Origin of the sequence: Pseudonocardia sp. TRM90224 (genome assembly GCF_021245725.1) — a bacterium.
In the GTDB taxonomy this organism is placed as follows: Bacteria; Actinomycetota; Actinomycetes; order Mycobacteriales; family Pseudonocardiaceae; genus Pseudonocardia.
This window is the reverse complement of the sequence record NZ_JAJGSX010000086.1, coordinates 1-16,378: the sequence shown is the minus strand read 5'-3', so window position 1 is coordinate 16,378 and position 16,378 is coordinate 1. Positions and strand designations below refer to the sequence as shown.

The 16,378-nt window shown below is 66.9% G+C and carries 17 protein-coding genes and 3 pseudogenes; 9 read left to right on the top strand and 11 right to left on the bottom strand.

Translation table 11 applies throughout. The features are described from left to right. Positions 1–160 precede the first annotated feature (160 nt). Both LL648_RS43110 and LL648_RS43105 read left to right on the top strand, forming a co-directional pair. Positions 161–349: pseudogene (locus LL648_RS43110) on the top strand (IS5/IS1182 family transposase); the annotation flags it as partial. A gap of 97 nt (positions 350–446) precedes the next feature. Beyond that, on the top strand, positions 447–836 hold the full coding sequence (locus LL648_RS43105) for a VOC family protein (protein ID WP_232668783.1): 390 nt from the start codon (positions 447–449) through the stop codon (positions 834–836). Between the two features lie 341 nt (positions 837–1,177). On the opposite strand, the pseudogene LL648_RS45965 reads toward LL648_RS43105, so the two are convergent. From LL648_RS45965 to LL648_RS43060, 9 genes and pseudogenes are all read right to left on the bottom strand, one after another. Continuing rightward, positions 1,178–1,626: pseudogene (locus LL648_RS45965) on the bottom strand (transposase family protein); the annotation flags it as partial. Further along, entirely contained in the window at positions 1,590–2,105 is a 516-nt protein-coding gene (locus tag LL648_RS43095) for an alpha/beta fold hydrolase (RefSeq protein ID WP_232668782.1), read from the bottom strand. The pseudogene LL648_RS45965 and the gene LL648_RS43095, both read right to left, overlap by 37 nt. Next, on the bottom strand, positions 2,060–2,542 hold the full coding sequence (locus LL648_RS43090) for an alpha/beta fold hydrolase (protein WP_232668781.1): 483 nt from the start codon (positions 2,540–2,542) through the stop codon (positions 2,060–2,062). Before LL648_RS43090 ends, LL648_RS43095 begins: the two co-directional genes overlap by 46 nt. 140 nt (positions 2,543–2,682) lie before the next feature. Beyond that, a complete protein-coding gene (locus LL648_RS43085) occupies positions 2,683–2,886 on the bottom strand; it encodes a cold-shock protein (RefSeq protein WP_232666929.1) in 204 nt (67 codons plus the stop codon). Positions 2,887–3,707: 821 nt separating this feature from the next. Continuing rightward, entirely contained in the window at positions 3,708–3,998 is a 291-nt protein-coding gene (locus tag LL648_RS43080) for a hypothetical protein (RefSeq protein ID WP_232668780.1), read from the bottom strand. Positions 3,999–4,458: 460 nt separating this feature from the next. Beyond that, positions 4,459–4,662 carry a DUF6307 family protein gene (locus LL648_RS43075; RefSeq protein WP_232668779.1) on the bottom strand — a complete coding sequence of 68 codons (204 nt, stop codon included), beginning with the start codon at positions 4,660–4,662 and terminating at the stop codon, positions 4,459–4,461. Continuing rightward, positions 4,659–5,171, bottom strand: a complete 513-nt coding sequence (locus tag LL648_RS43070) for a DUF5994 family protein (protein ID WP_232668778.1) — start codon at positions 5,169–5,171, stop codon at positions 4,659–4,661. The genes LL648_RS43075 and LL648_RS43070 overlap by 4 nt, the downstream gene beginning before the upstream one ends. Before the next feature lie 200 nt (positions 5,172–5,371). Beyond that, positions 5,372–6,571 (bottom strand): hypothetical protein, encoded by a 1,200-nt coding sequence (locus tag LL648_RS43065; RefSeq protein ID WP_232668777.1) that lies wholly within the window; start codon positions 6,569–6,571, stop codon positions 5,372–5,374. A gap of 92 nt (positions 6,572–6,663) precedes the next feature. Next, entirely contained in the window at positions 6,664–7,614 is a 951-nt protein-coding gene (locus LL648_RS43060; RefSeq protein WP_232668776.1) for an acyl-CoA desaturase, read from the bottom strand. 164 nt (positions 7,615–7,778) lie between these two features. Between LL648_RS43060 and LL648_RS43055 the strand changes: the two genes are divergently transcribed. Then, the gene (locus LL648_RS43055) at positions 7,779–8,531 is read left to right on the top strand and encodes a TetR/AcrR family transcriptional regulator C-terminal domain-containing protein (protein ID WP_232668775.1); all 753 of its coding nucleotides are present in this window, start codon (positions 7,779–7,781) and stop codon (positions 8,529–8,531) included. A 210-nt stretch (positions 8,532–8,741) separates the two neighbouring features. On the opposite strand, the gene LL648_RS43050 is transcribed toward LL648_RS43055, so the two are convergent. After that, positions 8,742–9,755: a YihY/virulence factor BrkB family protein gene (locus LL648_RS43050; RefSeq protein WP_232668774.1), complete on the bottom strand. Its 1,014-nt coding sequence runs from the start codon at positions 9,753–9,755 to the stop codon at positions 8,742–8,744. 459 nt (positions 9,756–10,214) lie between these two features. Here LL648_RS43050 and LL648_RS43045 point away from each other — a divergent pair, with 459 nt between their 5' ends. The 3 genes and pseudogenes from LL648_RS43045 to LL648_RS45960 all read left to right on the top strand — a co-directional run. Further along, complete coding sequence (locus tag LL648_RS43045) at positions 10,215–11,015, top strand: alpha/beta fold hydrolase (RefSeq protein WP_232668773.1); 801 nt, start codon at positions 10,215–10,217, stop codon at positions 11,013–11,015. Continuing rightward, positions 11,012–12,223, top strand: a complete 1,212-nt coding sequence (locus LL648_RS43040) for a SpoIIE family protein phosphatase (RefSeq protein ID WP_232668772.1) — start codon at positions 11,012–11,014, stop codon at positions 12,221–12,223. The genes LL648_RS43045 and LL648_RS43040 overlap by 4 nt, the downstream gene beginning before the upstream one ends. After that, a pseudogene (locus tag LL648_RS45960) lies at positions 12,156–12,806 on the top strand (LysE family translocator); the annotation flags it as partial. The gene LL648_RS43040 and the pseudogene LL648_RS45960, both read left to right, overlap by 68 nt. Before the next feature lie 502 nt (positions 12,807–13,308). Here LL648_RS45960 and LL648_RS43035 read toward each other — a convergent pair. Beyond that, a complete protein-coding gene (locus LL648_RS43035; protein WP_232668771.1) occupies positions 13,309–14,100 on the bottom strand; it encodes a DUF4386 domain-containing protein in 792 nt (263 codons plus the stop codon). A gap of 444 nt (positions 14,101–14,544) precedes the next feature. Between LL648_RS43035 and LL648_RS43030 the strand changes: the two genes are divergently transcribed. The 3 genes from LL648_RS43030 to LL648_RS43020 form a co-directional block, all read left to right on the top strand. Then, entirely contained in the window at positions 14,545–15,213 is a 669-nt protein-coding gene (locus LL648_RS43030) for a glycosyltransferase (RefSeq protein ID WP_308190465.1), read from the top strand. After that, a complete protein-coding gene (locus tag LL648_RS43025) occupies positions 15,114–15,503 on the top strand; it encodes a glycosyltransferase (protein WP_374112211.1) in 390 nt (129 codons plus the stop codon). The genes LL648_RS43030 and LL648_RS43025 overlap by 100 nt, the downstream gene beginning before the upstream one ends. Further along, a partial coding sequence (locus LL648_RS43020) for a glycogen debranching N-terminal domain-containing protein (protein WP_305080830.1) occupies positions 15,500–16,378 on the top strand: 879 nt, incomplete at its 3' end. The genes LL648_RS43025 and LL648_RS43020, both read left to right, overlap by 4 nt.

The window sequence follows — 16,378 nt, the reverse complement described above, 5'->3', positions numbered from 1 at the left end:
ACGGTGTCGCGCCGGCGCCGTGGCGGCGGCCGATGCGTTCGCGCAGGCCGAAGGTGCGGTAGGCGGCGCACTGGTGCATGCGGATGGAGGCAAGGTTCTCCGGGAAGACGGCGGTCCGCAGCGTCCAGAGACCGGCGGCGGCGGCCATTCACGGTAGGAGCTGACTGTCGAGCAGCGCACGATCAACCTGCTGCACTCGGCCACCCGAGCCCTGGCCGAGCGCGGGAACTCACTGCTCGAGACCACCTCCAAAGGCCTACGTCGAGCCAGCCTGTGTCCGTGGCGGATCGGGGCGATCACTGCAGCAGCGCTGGTCCTCCCCCACTTCGAGCACAACCGAACCACCTGATCACACCTGCACCCCTCCGAGCCTTGACAATTTTTCTTGTCGGCTCCAAGCTGAGTCACCTCACCCACCGACCGATCGACGATCGAGGGGCAGCCTCATGCAACGAGTCACAGGGATCGGCGGCGTCTTCTTCCGCGCCGCCGCTCCGGCACACCTGTCGTCCTGGTACGCCACCCATCTCGGGGTGGACCCCGTGCCCGAGTCCTACGACCACGCCTCGTGGCAGCAGCAAGCGGGACCCACCGTGTTCGCGGCAATGTCCGCCGACTCGCCGCACTTCGGCCGACCGGAGCAGACGTGGGCGATCAACTTCCGCGTTGACGACCTTGACGCCATGGTCGTGCAGCTGAGCGCGGCCGGGATCGAGGTCGAGGTCGACCCCGAAACCTACCCCAACGGCACCTTCGCCAACCTGCACGATCCCGAGGGAAACCCGATCCAGTTGTGGCAGCCCGCCGGCGCCGACCTCAACGGGCAGCCGGGCTGAACGAGCCCGGACGCAGAGGTGAATGACCGGCTCCAGACGTCGGGCAACCTTCCGCACACCCGACCACGTCACGAGATGGTCGATGAAGCATGACGTCGCCGCCGATCCAGCAAGTGCTGCCACTGCGCTCCTCCATCCGACGGCGCTTCCCCCACGACGACCTCCGACGAATGTCGCGCACTACGGCCAAGACCAAGAGAGACCGCGTCGAGCCACCCCTCACACACCACCCGCTCCGGTGAGTTCGGACTTGATCTTCAACAAATCCAGTCCTACCAGGGGCTCTTCGCGTGTCGCCCACCGGTTCAGCTTGATCCGCTCAGTGAGAAGACCTCAATGTGTCAGCCAGCGTGGATGAGGACCATGACGGCCTTCACGAGGTCAGTTGCGCGTCGTGGGCAGCAGCGGATCTTGCGGAGGACCTTCCAGCTCTTTAGCTGGGCATTGGCGCGTTCACCCTGTCCGCGTTGAGCAGCGTGGGCGGAGTTCACGGCCTTCTGGTTCCGCGAGAGCTTTCGACGTTGCCCGGTCTCTGACTCGGCCGCTCGGCGTTGCTACGGGACCTCGAATCCCGAGCCGCGATAGCCGTTGTCGGCGATCACCCGTACCTCGGCGGCGGTCAGGGCTGTCGATGACAAGGGGCGTCGAGAGTTCCGTGTTCACGGGCCGCTCCCATGTCGTGACGGGCACCGGGCAGGCCGGTGAGGCCGGCCCAGATCAGTCGCCCGGCGGGATCGGAGATGACCTGCACGTTCACCCCGTGGGCCTTGTGTTTGCTGGAGAAGTAAGGGCTGCTGCAGTTCCGGGGTTGTTGGCGAGCAGGAGGCGGCGCAACGACTCGCGGTCCGATTGCGCTGGATCGGTGCTGGCGAGAAACTCGGCGATGGTCGCGGCGAAGCGGTGCGGCAGCTCAACGTGCGGGAAGTGACCGGCGCCGTCGAAGACGTCGAGCCGGCTCGCGGGAAGTGCTTCGTAGGCGGCCAGGGTGTGGCGCAGCGGTATGACGGAGTCCCGCGAGCCGCCGACCAGCAGGACGGGGGTACCGGCGAGGAGGTAGAACCGCTCGGTCCCTTCGAGGCGTTGACCCGACCAGCTCAGCGTGCCGCGAACAGTCTGAGCGAAGGCGCCACGAGCGCCACCGTCGTCAAGGGACGCGAATGCCGCGGCAAGCCCGTCGTGATCGGGCCCGGCGAGCGCGGGGAATGCACGCGCGATGCGATGTCCTAGCCGGACGAACCAGCGAGGAGTGATGGCGGAGGCGATCCGCAAGACCAGCGCTGTGCCCGGTAGCGTCGCCGCTCGCAGCGCCATCGTGACCTCATGGCCAGCCCGCCGCTCGCCACCAGCACCAACCGCGCCGTGAGCTCCGGGAACTGGTACGCGAACTGCATCGCGACCCCACCGCCGAACGAATGGCCGACGATCGTCACACGCTCGAAGCCAAGCACGACCAGCAGATCTCGCAGGCCAGCGGCGTAGGCGCCGAGCGAGTAGTCACCGCTGCGCGGTTTGGCGGACTCGCCGTGGCCGAGTAGGTCGGGCGCGATCACGTGCATGGTGCGGCCGAGTAGAGGCAGCGTCTCACTCCAGGTCTTCGAACTACTCGCCAGCCCGTGGAGCAGCACCACGACAGGGCCGCCGCACCCGCGGCCAGCCTCCAAGAACGTCACAGGACGGCCGTGCAGCGAGATCACCTGCCGGGTCACCGCAACGGCCGCTACTGGCCGACAGTTCGGAGTGCTGGCGGTGACTGCGCGGTGAGGCATGGACTCCTCGATGGCTGGTGAACGGGAAAGCCCCGCCTCCAGGAGGGAGACGGGGCTTCGATGCCCGATATGAGGGCCGATCAGACGACCCGAACGCCGGTGGCCTGGGGACCCTTCTGGCCCTGGCCGACCTCGAACTCCACGCGCTGCCCCTCGTCGAGGCTGCGGAAGCCGCCGGCGTCGATCTCGGAGTAGTGCACGAAGACGTCAGCGCCGCCGCCGTCGACCGAGATGAAGCCGAAGCCCTTCTCGCCGTTGAACCACTTCACAGTTCCCTGTGCCATCTTGGCTGCTCCTCGCAGGTGCTGGGCATTTCCCCGCACCGTGCGGGGGCCCGGCCGACCCGAGCACCGCCGCCATCCCGCACCGCATGATGCATCGCACGACAGGCACTCACTTGTTCCTGCGGGCGTGACGAGCACGAACACTGAAACCGAACGACCTTCAGGTTGGTAACGACCGTACGCATCAGCGAGTTCCCGAAGGTGTCGGGCGCCACACTCGCAAACGATCGGACCTCGTCGAGGCGCTGCCGGGTTCTCGTTCGCCCAGCCCGTCGGCGGCGCTGTTGATGCTGGTTGGGACCTGTTCGGTGGGTCGACGAAGTGTCCGCGCTCGTCGGGGTGCCTGCGACTCGGTGCAGCTCGCTGGCGAAGCCGCCAATCCGTCTGCCACAGTCGGGCAACCGTCGCCGACCTGACGGCTGACCTGTTCCCGCGCAGCATTCAGCAGATCGCTAACGTCCATGTGCCGACAGTGTCGGCCTGCGCGGCAACCGTGCTTACGATCCGCGCCGCCTGTTTGCCCACTGCCTGGGGCGCCATTGGGACGTGGACCGCTCCCGCGGATGGGCCGAGCATCCTCACAGGCCAAGGCCTTGCGACCGGCGTCGCTCGATGGGAGGAGTTGCAAGACGCCGGTCAGGACGGCGTCGGTCGCTGTGGACCGGCCTCAGCAGCTAGGCCTCCAACCGCTGCCGCTTTGACCGCCCGCCGCCCCGATTCGGCCGCGCGAGCTCAGCACCGTCAATCGAAAGGCGTGAGCGGCTGCCATCCGGCACGGCCAGCGTTGTGCGGGTATCAGCGAGCAATCGGTAACAGAGAGGTCAGCGCGGGCGGCGCCAGGCGCGGGTGGACGCGATCCACTCGAGTGTCGCTCGGGGGTCCTCGCCCAGCTCTCTGGACAGTCGTATGATCGCCTCACCGGCGATCGCGGTGACCTCGATCAACACGTGATCGACGTCCTTGCTAGTCGCGACCTCGTTCGTCAGAGCCGCGAGGTCCAGGTTCTCCGCCGTCGGCCGCTCCTCCGCCCGGTGGGTGAGCGCATCCTCGACCTCCGCGGCCACCATCCGTTGCGCCAGGTCGGCCCACCGGTTCTCATCTTGGGTGTTCACCCCGCGCATCATCCTCCCGCGCCCTCGATCATGGCTCCATTCCCGGGCCGGGTTCTCCGGCCAGCGGACCGCGGGGGCAGGAACATGAGGGCAGATCGCCGGCTCAGCCCTAGCACCGTCGCGGGGTCGACCCGCACCTATTGACCCGATTGGACCGTGATTCCAAGCGTTCTTCGCTAGTCCGCGGTCGGAGACCGCCCGCAGTACCGCATCTCGCTCATCGAGCCGGGCTCCCGACGGAGCCTCGTCGGCGCCAGCTTCAGCCAGGAGAGCCCGCATGATTTCTGCGGCCTTCGAAGTGGTCCAGGCCGATGCCGTCATTACTACTCGGCGACCATCAGGACGGGTGGCTCAGTACACCGACAGTTCCGTCGGTGCTCGGGCGGCTGTCAGCGGCCTGCGACGAATGCCGTGCCGCCCCCGGGCTTTCTCCGCGTCTCGCTGCTCCAGGCTTACCCGGCTATCGCACCTTTTCCGGGATGTGGTCGATGGCGTACAGGACATGCGCGGCGAGCTCGACCGCAACGGAGTCGCTGAGGTCGGAATTCTGCTTCAGTGCATCGGCGACGAGTCGAATGCGCTGGTCGTAGAGCGAGATGTACACGGCGGTGGCAGTCATGACGATCGTCCCTTGCTCGGATGTGAGGGTGAGGTTCATGTTCATGTGTTGATGGGTGCCTGACCGCCGTCGAGATCCCAGCGCTCGTGCTCCCCGTCGTCGTCAGCGGGCGGTGCCGCAGCCGAGAGCAGGTTTTCGACCGTGTCGTCGTTGCCCCTGTGTCCTGACGCCAGCAGTGCGGCATGAGCCGATTCCGGCATCGTTTCCGGCGCTACGACGAGAAGTGTGAGGCGCTGGTGGGCGCCGATGACGTCGACGGTGGCGTGGCGTTGGGTACGGTATCCGGCCAGCCGGATGACCTTGCCGTCGACGGTGATCTTGCGAGGGGCGGCCTGCCAGTCGACGAGGTTGTAACTGATGCGTTCGACACGGCCCAGCCGGACCGCGAGCCTGGCGGCCAGCGTGGGCACCTCGGCCTGCAGATCCCATGAGCGGGGCCACCACCCGCCGTCGACGAATCCGGTGACTGGCGCCTTTGGCTTCAATTTCAACCGGGCGTCGCGTTCCTCCGAGCTGATCTCGAGATTTCTGGGGGTGGTGGGTGCCGACTTCATGTCGGTGCTCCGTCCCCGAACGGATCATCCGTCCGGATTACACGCTCCCCGAGTACGACGTGGGCTTGAGCGCTCACATGCAGGATGAACTCGGCACTATCGATAGTACTACAGATGACACCCGGCTGGTTGCTCACGGCTCGTAGCCACCAGTTCTGAATTGCTTAATAATGTCGCGGCTGGCGGTATCACGATGTCGGTCATGCGGCGAACCGCGTTTCCAGATCGATACGGCGTGAGGTGACGTCATTGGGGTCGTCGCCGAGCACCAACAGCTGAACCGTGGAGCTGCGGTCGGGGTTGTCGGTGCGGCTCGTGGTGTGTCCGGCGGTGACGATCACCCCGCCGGCGTCGAGCGCCGGTCGGAGCGCGGTGAGCAGGTCTTCCAGCGGTGCGTCCACGACTAGTGTCGTGGACTCGGCGGGAGCGTCGAGCGCGTCGGGGCGGACCGACCGCAGGGCAAGCAGTGGTATCGAGCCGCTGGTGATCCGGAAGTTCAGGTCGAGGAGTGCGAGTCGTCCGTCGATGGTCTGCACGCAGTCCAGGCTGCACAGCCCCCGGTACCCGGCGTCGGCCGCACGCTGGGCCACGGCAACGCATTCGGCGAGGAGTTCAGCCGGCGGTTCGTCGACCAGCCCGAACCGGCCGCCCGTGTAGAGACCGTTCCGGTTGATGCGTTGTTCGGTGACCGCGAACAGTCGAGCCGTGGCGTCCGGTGCGATGGAGAGCTGGATGCCCCAGTTGCGGCGGATGCGGAGGTAGTCCTCGATGACGAACTCGACGAGCCGGTCGGTGAACGCCGGCAGCACGATCGGCTCACCTGCCTGGTGGAGGTAGACATCGAGGCTGGCGCCGTGCGCATGGTCGGTGGCGGCCTTGAGTACCCAGGACTTCTCCTGCGGCGTCGCGGCGGCGAGCTCGCCGAGCGACACGATGGTGCGTCGCGCCCGGAACCGCGGATCGACAAGCGTGCTGATGCCGGCCTTGTTGTTGAGATGCCCGACGAGCTGCGCGCTCTTGATCGAGCCGAAGCCGGTGAGCAGAGCACTGCCCTGCGGATACTCCATGGAGATGCGGAGCCCTTCCGCTACTGCTTCGCGCACCCGAGCGATGTATTCCGCCTCGCTGCGGAACTCGCGCAGATCGGTGCCAACCGGCAGCCCACCCTCGCGCATTGCTGCCAGCAGCGTCGGATCGGTGCCGCCGGCACTGCAGATCACTGGCGCGCCCGCGGCAATGGCGATCGGTCTGGCGGAGAGGACATCGCGGCTGAGCCGGTGGGTGCCGGCCGGGTCGCCGATCTCCACCGCGGGCCGCGCGCAGACCACGATCCCGGAACCGTAGACGTCCAGCAAGTGACGAGGGATGTCGAGGAAGGAGGAGGTGGACGCGGTGGGCACGGTGAGCGTGATGGGATCTCCTGATCGGTGTCCCGTCCCGAGGGGCGGTTGGTCGAGCCGACTAGTTCGTGTTGGGGGAAGCGCCGTTACCGCTACGCACGCAGGCGGGCGATGCGCGCTTGGCTCGGCCAGCGGACGCTGTAGGCCCAGCCCAACTTTTCGAGCGTCCAGATGACGCGAGCGGTCATGTCGAGCTGCCCCTGCTGCACGCCGTGGCGGGCGCAGGTGGGGTCGGCGTGGTGCAGGTTGTGCCACGACTCGCCCATCGACAGGATCGCGAGCGGCCAGACGTTGGTGGCCTTGCCCTGCGCGGCGAAGGGCTTGCTGCCGATCATGTGGCAGATCGAGTTGATCGACCACGTGACGTGGTGCAGCACCCCGGCGCGCACGAGCCCCGCCCAGAAGAACGCGGTGAGGGCACCCCACAGCGACATGGTGGCGAGCCCGCCGATCAGTGCGGGCGCAAGCAGGCTCAGCACGGTCCAGAGCGGAAAGAGCTTGCCGATCCGGACGATGTCGCGGTCGGCGAGCAGATCAGGCGTGAAGCGCTGCGCGTTGGTGGACTCGCGACCGAAGAGCCAGCCGACGTGGGCGTGCAGGAAGCCTCTGGCGAGCGCGCCGACGGAGGTCCCGAACCGCCAGGGGGAATGCGGGTCGCCTTCCTTGTCGGCGTAGGCGTGGTGGCGGCGGTGATCGGCGGTCCAGGTGATCACGTCGCCTTGCAGGGCCATGCTGCCGGCGATCGCGAGCCCGTTGCGCAGCGCCCGGTTCGCCTTGAACGCGCGGTGGGTGAAGTGGCGGTGGTATCCGACGGTCACGCCGAAGCCGGTCAGGAAGTAGAAGCCGACTGTGAGTCCGATGTCGAGCCAGCCAAGGCCCCAGCCCCACGCCAGTGGCACCGCTGCGACGAGCGCCAGCATCGGGATCGTGGTGAACATGCCGACGAGCAACTGTTCGGTCTTCGGGCGGGGCGGGTCGAGCACCGGTTGACCACGGTCGGCACGCATCGTCTCCGCTGCTGTTGTCATGGCTGCTGCTGTCATGGCTCAGGTCTCCTCGATGTGGTGTGGCTCGACATCGGGCCTGTTCATGATCGGGCTGCCCGGTGAAGCGCGCATGTAGCGCTACGGTGTAGTAGTCTACGCTGTAGCGCCTGCTCTGTACAACCATTGCGTTGCAACACCAAGACGAACTCCGGGAGTCACTCGTGGGCGAGGAAGACATAGCGAGCGAGGACCGGACGCCTTTCGAACGGCAGCGCCGAACGGTCCGCCGCCGCGCAGCGCTCACCCGCAACGACGTGCTCGCGACAGCGCTGACCCTCGTCGACGCCGACGGGGTGGAGGCATTCTCGATGCGCCGTCTCGGCAAGGCGCTCGGTCGCGACCCGATGCGGCTCTACCGGCACGCTTCGAGCAAGGACGCCCTGCTCGACGGTGTCGTCGAGCTCGTCATGTCGAAGCTTGCAGTACCGGCACTGCACGAAGTCGTCGACTGGGAGGCCGGGCTGCGCTACACAGCGCACTCGTTCCGGTCGATCGCGGTCGAGCACCCGCACGTCGTGCCGCTGCTGGTGACCCGCCCGCTCGCGACCCCGCTCGCGATGCGCCCGCTGGGCACCCTGCGCCCGCTCGAGAACCTGCTGGAGCTGCTCGTCGGCGCCGGCTTCGACGGTCGCGGAGCACTGCACGCCTACCGGCTCTACTTCGGATTCCTGTTCGGGCACATCCTCAACGAACTGCAGGAACAGGTGCACAACCCGGAGGAGACGACCGATCTGCTGCGGCTGGGCCTGCACCGCCTCCCGGCTCTCGAGTTCCCACGGCTGCGCGGGCTTGCGGGCGAGCTGGCCACCTACGACGGCTTGCAGGAGCTCGAGGAAGGCCTCGACATCGTTCTGGAAGGGCTTCGGCGCAAGCTCGCCGATCAAAAGCCCAACCATGAGGTCCGCCGGGGTTGAATCGCACCAACCCGAGCACCGCTCGGACTGTGCTGGCCGTGGAAACCGGCAATAGCTGCGGGATAGCGCGGGCATACCGGCGCCGCGGCGGTGGTTGCTGTCGGCGTCGCCTGCACCAGCCCGTCCGACCCGCCACGCCGCCACCGCGCTGCGATGATCCTGGCCGTGAAAGCGCCCGCCCGACCGTCCCGCACTGTTCGCGCCCACGGCCTAGCGACCAGGCCGCCCTCCGAGCCCACCTCGGCCGTCGGCCTTGCCCGGATCCTTTTCCCCGGTCGGCTGCCCAACCGTCCCGGCAGGTGGGGGATCCACGGCAGAGGCCGGCTCGAATTCGACGGTGATGTTCTCGGATTCCCGGTACCGCTGCGCCTTCGCGTAAGAGCGGTAGCTGCGCCGATCCGCGCTGGTGAGATCGACGTCCTCGACGAACGGGGTGAGCAACGCGCGCGGCCAGAGTCGTTCTGCGAGCACGACGTTCAACTCGGCGGCCATCACGACGACGAGGGCTTCCAGGTAGATCCAGGCCAGCAGCCCGAGCACGATTCCGAACAGGCCGTACACCTGCGTCGAACCGCGCAACTCGTAGCTGATGTACCAGGTGCCGGCCCATTGCAGGATCTGCCATGTCACAGCTGCCATGAGCGCGCCTGGTAGCACATCACGCACGGAGACGCTCCGGGCGGTGAGCGCTCTGAAGGCAAGTACGAACAGCACGGCGTTCACCGTGACGGATACCGCCACCGCTATCGCACGTACGCCGAAACCCAGTTGTACGCCATAGTCCGCCGCGCCGCTGCCCAGCGCCGACAGCACGGTTGTTACCAGCACCCCGATCCCGAGCAGGATTAGTAGCAACAGACTCCGCGCCCGCGCCCGCAGTGGATCGGGTCGCTTGTTGACCGGCACTCCCCAGACCTGATTGAGCGCGTTCTGGATCGCGACCGCCACGCCGAGCCCGCCGTAGAGCGCCACGGCAATGCCAATGGCCAGGCCGGCACCGGACCCGCGCAGCGGCTGTGCGCTGCTGGTGAGCTGATCGCCGATGATCGGGAACTGGACCACCGCGCTACCGATGAGCTGCTGTTGCAGCTCAAGGTTGTCCGGCAACACGAACCCGAGCACGGTCGAGAGGACCAGCAACAACGGGAACAGCGACAGGAACCCATAGTGGGTGATCAGGGCGGCGAGGTACGCACCTTGATCATCGGCGAACTTGTAGACCACTGCCAGCGGGAGCCCCAACCATCGGTGCCGGCGTTGATAGCGGTCGACCCTTTCCCACACTCCCGCGGATACCCCAACCTCCTCCACGCGAAGCCCACGCCATCGGATCGGTCAGCGTGCGCACCGGGATCCGTCGGGTACGACGTTGTGGCCGAAGGGCCGGAAAGCAACGAACAACGCCTTCCAGGATCCGGTCCGCCTCGTCGACACGGAGGCTGGCTCCCCGGGAGGGGGATGCCGGGGTACCCGTGCGATCGAGGCCGACCATCCTGTGGTCTGCGTCGGGTGACGCCGAACTTGCGTACCCCAGTGCCCAAACGCCCGCCTCCGAAGCCTTGCCCCCATCACGGCATCGCCGAGGATCCGTCGGTCCACCGGAGGCCGTCGCGAGTCGCGATGCAGGCGGGTAGATCTCACGTGCAGCAAGTGGTGCACGGCCGTCGGTGGCAGGATGTCAGAGTGGAGGCCAGCCGACGTTTCAACGTGCAGCAATCCGGCAACCCCGGCGGCCCGCTCCTCGTGCTGGCACACGGCTTCGGCTGCGACCAGAACATGTGGCGGATGGTGCGACCGCTGCTGGAGCCGACGTGCCGTGTCGTCACGTTCGACTACATCGGTGCAGGCGGCTCGGATCTCTCGGCATGGGACGCAGAGAGGTACTCCAACCTAGACGGATACGCCGCCGACGTAGTCGAGCTCTGCCGGAAACTCGACTTACGTGATGCCGTCTTCGTCGGGCATTCGGTGAGCGCGACGATCGGCGTGCTCGCAGCCCCCGTGGTGCCAGAGCGCATCACCCGACTGGTGCTGGTCACGCCGTCCCCGTGTTTCGTCGACGATGGCGACTATCGCGGAGGGTTCAGCCGCGACGACATCGACGAGCTGCTCACCTCGCTGGAGAGCAACTACCTCGGCTGGTCCGCCACCATGGCTCCGGTGATCATGGGCAATCCTGACCGGCCCGTGCTCGGGCAGGAGCTGACCAACAGTTTCTGCCGAATGTCCCCGGACATCGCCAGGGTGTTCGCCCGAGCGACCTTCCTAGCCGACAACCGCGCCGACCTCGACGGCGTCACCGTGCCCACGCTGATCGTGCAGTGTGCGCATGACGCGATCGCTCCGCGCGAGGTCGGCGACTACGTGCACGATCACATCAGGGGCAGCCGGTTGGTCACTCTCGACGCAACCGGGCATTGCCCTCAGCTCAGCGCTCCGGACGAGACGGCCGCCGCGATCCTGCGGTTCGTCGCAACCTCATGACCCGAGCCGGGCGGTCCCAGCCCGATGAGTCGACCGGCCAGCAGGCGCCGGCCGATCTGTATGACCGATCCCCTTGCGGGCTGCTCTCCACCCGCGCCGATGGAACGATCCTGACGGTCAACGCGACGCTGTTGGGCTGGTTGGGACGCGAACGCGAGGAGCTGGTCGGTAAGTGCCGCTTTGTCGACCTTCTCGGCGTCGGGGACCGGATCTACCACGAGACGCACTACGCACCTCTGCTCAGCATGCAGGGTTCGATCGCCGGGGTCGCCGCTGAACTGCGGACTGCCGGCGGCGACCGGCTCCCTGTCCTGCTGGCTTCACGACTGCGGAGCGACGCGGGGGTCGAGGTCATCCACACCGCGGTAGTCGAGGCGAGGGACCGGCGCGGCTACGAGCGGGAGCTTCTGCGCGCTCGGGAAAGCGCCGACCGAGAGCGGGATCGCGCCCAACGGCTGGCCAGGGTGCTGCAGCGCAGCCTCTTGCCGCCGCGGCTTCCGACCCTGCCGGGGATGACCACCGCTGCGCACTACCACCCGGCCTCCGCCGATGAGGTTGGCGGCGACTTCTACGACCTGTTCCGCCTGCCCGACGATCGCTGGGGATTCTTCCTCGGCGACGTATGCGGGAAGGGGCCCGAAGCCGCGGCACTGACCTCTCTGGCCCGCTACACGTTGCGCTCGACCGCCACCCACGAACACGATCACGCTGTGCTGTTGCGGACGGTCAACGCGGTCCTGCGCCAGGAGGAGCACGACGCGGCTGCCGCGCAATGCACCGTCGTCTTCGGGAGCCTGCGCGTGGACGAGGGCCGGTCGATCGTCAGGCTCGCGTCCGCAGGTCATCCCCCACCTCTCCTGATCGGTGCCGACGGAACCGCCCGCTACCTCGACCTCCTCGGCGGCCAAGTGCTGGGGGCCATCGACAACCCGACCATCGCCGTTGCGACCGTCGAGTTGAGATTCGGTGACACCTTGGTGCTTTACAGCGACGGTTTGACTGAAGCCCGCATCGATACCGGCCGCAACCGGTACGAGGAGGAGCGTCTGCTGGCCTTCGCCACGTCGCTCGCTCCCGCCAGCCCGACCGCGGTAGTCGCGTCGATCCAGAGCCTGCTCACGCAGTTCGGCGACGGCGTCGATGACGACGTCGCTGTGCTTGCCCTCGGCGTCCCGCCAGCATCGAATGACGCTGCGTCCGCACGGTGATGTTCGCTCTCGGCGTTCGCTCCTGGTGCTCGAGCCCCACAAGCCACGGCCCAGTCGAAAGCACCTGCCCGGCATTGCTCATGCAGTCGAAGCTTCGACCCGGGTTGGGCCGGGTCAAGGTTGTCGCGGTGCGGCGTGGACCTATGGTTTGCTGAGACCGCCGCGGCGTTGCCCGCGACGCCTGGCACGCCGGCTAACAGTCCTTGGGCACTTCACCTGCGGATCACCCTCGTCGTCGCTGCCCTGCCGACCTTTCATTGCCCCAGATGCCTTCGATCCGAGCAGCTTGACTCGCGGCACGAACGGCAGGCTGGTCACCAGGACGCAGAGCCGTCGACGGTGCCCGGCCGCTGATGCTCCAGCTGCTCATCCGCGAGGACAGAGCCATGCCATGCTGTCGCTTGTGGAGCCGGGTGTCGTGCTTGCGTTCGTGATCGCCAGCATGGCTCTCCACATCGTCCCTGGGCCAGGGATGATGCTCATCCTCGCTCATGGCATCGCCGGAGGTCGGTGCGCAGGCTTCACAGCGGCTATGGGGATGGCCGTAGGCACCGCAACGCACACCGTGGCCGCAGTGGTAGGGCCCAGCGCACTGCTGGCGGTGGCGCCCGCGGCCTTGGACGTCGTGCGCATCGTCGGTGCTGGTCCTGTTGTATCTGGCAGTGAACAATCTACGTGCTGCACGGCGACCAATGCCGGCCAGGACCCGGCCCACTTTGCGACGGACGCTTGTCGCAGCCCGTTCTCACGAACCTGGGCAACCCTATGGTCGTGCTGCTCTTCATCGCGTTCGTGCTGCAGTTCGTCATCGCCGGTGGGTGGCCGACCGAGGCCCAGATTCTCCTGCTCGGCGGCCTCCTGATCACCGTTGGGTGATCATGGATTCGGTGATCGGTCTGGCAGCCGGCGCCTTCTCGGCGGTGCTGCTGCGTCGCCCGGCCATCCAGCGGTGGGCCAAAGCGCGCGGCGGCAGCAGTATTTGGCGCGTTGGCGGTGCGCTTGCTGCTCGTCGAGGGTCGCTAATCAGACCGCGGCGAGGAGACATCGGTTAGACCAGGTGGAATGCGCTAGGAACTGCCCAGAGTTTAGTTGAATCCGACCTGCCGTGGGCCGACTCGTTCAGTGGATGGCACCATGCTGGTCCGCTCGGCCGGGTGATCGTCGAGGGGCGGAGTGCAGAATCCCTTGGTGAGCAGCCATATCGGTAGAATCAGCTCGAAGAGCCCACCTGGGACCAGCGCGATCAGGCCGATGCCTTGGGTCACGTCGATGACACCGAAGAGATTCAGGATGCAGCCGGCCAGCAGCGCGGGATAGCTGGCGAGTCCGAGTACTGCCAGCCAGCGAGGGATCAGCCTAGACCGGAAGAGTAGGATGGCCATGCACATCCCGGCCGCCGTGGTCACCAAGTAGATCATCAGGATGGTCACGCTGTACTGGGCTTGCAGCAGCGCAGCGAGGCTGGTCGACACAGCGGTGTCGACGGTGCCATCACGAAGCCCGGTGGCGAGATGGATGGTCGTGAGCGGGATGGCCAGGTAAAACAGACTCGCCGCCAGCTCGGCGGTCCGGAACCCGACATGGGCCAGCGCAAGCGACGGACAGTGTGGCTTGAGCAGCGGGTAGAGAAGCACGGCTATCCCGACGACTCCGAACTGTCCGAACAGCAGCAGCGCGCTGGTGGCCAGCGCGCCGGTCTGCCCGGATGCGGTTCTCAGGAAGTCCGGCTGCTGCAGCACTCCGCTGTTGAGCGTGTCGGCGCCGATGAACGCTGCTGTGGCGGTGAGGAAAAGCAGCCCGATTAGCGCTGCGGTCTTCTTACTGGCCTCCGCTGCCGCTCGGGAGCGCAGCGGTGGCGGAAGGGTGGCGAAAGACACGATGCCTCCAGCGGCGAGGTGATCGCCAGGTGGTCGTTCGACCCGGAGCGTTCAGAGGTCATTAGTGCGGCGTGGCGGCGCCGGCGGGGATCCCGGAGGAGCACCGTGGTCCCGAGCGCGGACAGAAGCGGAAGCGGTTGGCGGGGACCAGATGTTGGTTCGCCGGTCGATGAGTCCGATCGCGATGACGGTGATGAAGATCATGACTCCCAGCGCGGTGATCATTGCCGATGTCTTCCTGCTTGTCGACCGGTCCCGATCGGAGCCGGGCACTTGATTAGACATGTGGGAACATATTGAACGGGTGCAAATTTGCAGACAAGTGCTTCTGAGCGTAGATCCGAATGTGCGCCGAGGAATTCCTCAATAAGAGTCTACTCCGAATTCGGGGCGGTATGGGTCGGCGATCGGGTGACCGCTCAACTCTTCCGTGGAGCGGCCGTGATGCGCCCTCGGGGCCGGTATGATGAGTTGGGACCGGGCGCCGCAGGGCGTGTCAGTAATCCCGGTCCAGCGTCCGCGCTGTCCGCGGCGGACGCCTCAGCACGTCGCAGAGCCCGAGGTCACGAGAGCAATTCCCGACGCCGCGCCCGCGGGACCGCCGGGCGGCTGGTGATGTCGGCGACTGGAAGAAGAAGCGTGCACATTGGACTGCTAGCACCTCCCTGGATTCCTGTCCCTCCCCCCGCTTACGGTGGTATCGAGCGAGTCGTGGCCGTTCAAGCTGCGGGCCTGGCCGCAGCAGGCCACGACGTCACGTTGTGTGCGGCGCCGGGATCGGCGGTCGAGGGTGTCCGGGTAATTGAACCGCTCGACTTGTTGCCGGTCCAGATCGGTACGGCCACCGACGAGTGGTGCCATGTGCTGGCAGCGATGGAGGCGCTCGCTGACCAGGACGTGGTCGTCGACCATTCCGGGCCGCTGGGGGCGTTGCTCTCCGCGCAGGGCCCGGTCCCGTCGATGCACGTAGTGCACGGGTCGCTCGAGGGTGAGCTGCTCGGCATCTACGAGGGATTGGCCAAGCGTGCGCCAGGCCTGAGGCACTTGCGTGCGGCACGCCAGTTCTGGCGACCAACCGAGGAGCGGTCCGGGAGATCGTGCTCGACGGGGTGACCGGGTTCGTCCGCGACAACGTCGATGAGCTTGGCCCGCTGATCGAGCGACTCGGTGAGATCGACCGTGAGGCCTGCCGCAGGCACGTGGCACGGTATTTCTCCAGTGCCGCGCTCGCCCACCGCTACGAACCGATGCTTGCCGACATCACTGCTCGACCTCGTAACCACCGCTTCCCGGCAAAGGTGGCCCCGATGATCTTCCGGCCGCCGATCCCCGAACCAGGCCCGACCGCTGCGGTATGGGCGACTTCCCGCGCGGAGCGCGTTCGTGCAATGCCGCAGCGATGACTGCCGACCCGGGTTCAGTTCCCGACGAAGGACCACCGCAAGGCGTGCTCGCCGGGCCGGGGACGATCACCGTGATCGCCGGGCTGACCTTCGTTGTCTCCGACGAGCTCGGCGACGTCAACGCCGGACCACTCGGGCTGATTGCGGACGACACCCGGCACCTGTCCCAGTTCGAGGTCATGATAGAAGGCAAGCCGCTGCGACACCTCGGATCGGGTCTGATAAGTCCGTCGGTCGCCCGCTTCCGCAGCTATGCAACGCTGCAAGATCACCGCCCGGATGCCCCTGTGGAGTGCGAGCGAAATCGGGAGGTGTCGGCAGGGGGCATGGCAGAGTCGATCACACTGCGCTGCTGGACCCTCGACCCCGTGCGGTTGCGCCTCTCAATCCGGATGGGCGCCGACTTCGCCGACATCTTCCAGGTTCGACAGTTGGCCGGGGATCCGAGCGCATCCGCTCCCGGCCACGTCGTGCGGCGATCGGCCGCCGACCTGTGCTTGCTGGCCGATGAGACCCTCCGCACGACGACGGTGCTTTTGGATCCGCCCCCGGACGAGCTGACCGAGGGTCAGGCCGAGTGGGACGTCGACCTGCATCGGAACCGGCCCTGGACGCTGCGGATCGAGATGCAGGCACGGCGGGGCGACGACAACGAGGACCGCGCTAGTCCGACATCGCAGGCCCGGCCAGCAACTTTGCAGGACCCGTTGGTCCGGAGTCGTCCAGAACATCTGGCCCGCGGTTGTCGGCGATCGTTGGTCGATCTCGACGCGCTCGGCATCCCGGACGAGTTGGACAGCTCGCGGCGCCTGCTGGCAGCGGGGATTCCGTGGTTCGTCGCGTTGTTCGGTCGTGACGCGCTGATCTCCAGCTAT

What these genes read in the sequence shown, in the direction of transcription:
- LL648_RS43060 (WP_232668776.1), bottom strand. Translation starts at nt 7,614, where the DNA reads ATGACAGCAGCAGCCATGACAACAGCAGCGGAGACGATGCGTGCCGAC.
- LL648_RS43030 (WP_308190465.1), top strand. Translation starts at nt 14,545, where the DNA reads ATGCGCCCTCGGGGCCGGTATGATGAGTTGGGACCGGGCGCCGCAGGG.
- LL648_RS43105 (WP_232668783.1), top strand. Translation starts at nt 447, where the DNA reads ATGCAACGAGTCACAGGGATCGGCGGCGTCTTCTTCCGCGCCGCCGCT.
- LL648_RS43075 (WP_232668779.1), bottom strand. Translation starts at nt 4,662, where the DNA reads ATGAACATGAACCTCACCCTCACATCCGAGCAAGGGACGATCGTCATG.
- LL648_RS43085 (WP_232666929.1), bottom strand. Translation starts at nt 2,886, where the DNA reads ATGGCACAGGGAACTGTGAAGTGGTTCAACGGCGAGAAGGGCTTCGGC.
- LL648_RS43070 (WP_232668778.1), bottom strand. Translation starts at nt 5,171, where the DNA reads ATGAAGTCGGCACCCACCACCCCCAGAAATCTCGAGATCAGCTCGGAG.
- LL648_RS43040 (WP_232668772.1), top strand. Translation starts at nt 11,012, where the DNA reads ATGACCCGAGCCGGGCGGTCCCAGCCCGATGAGTCGACCGGCCAGCAG.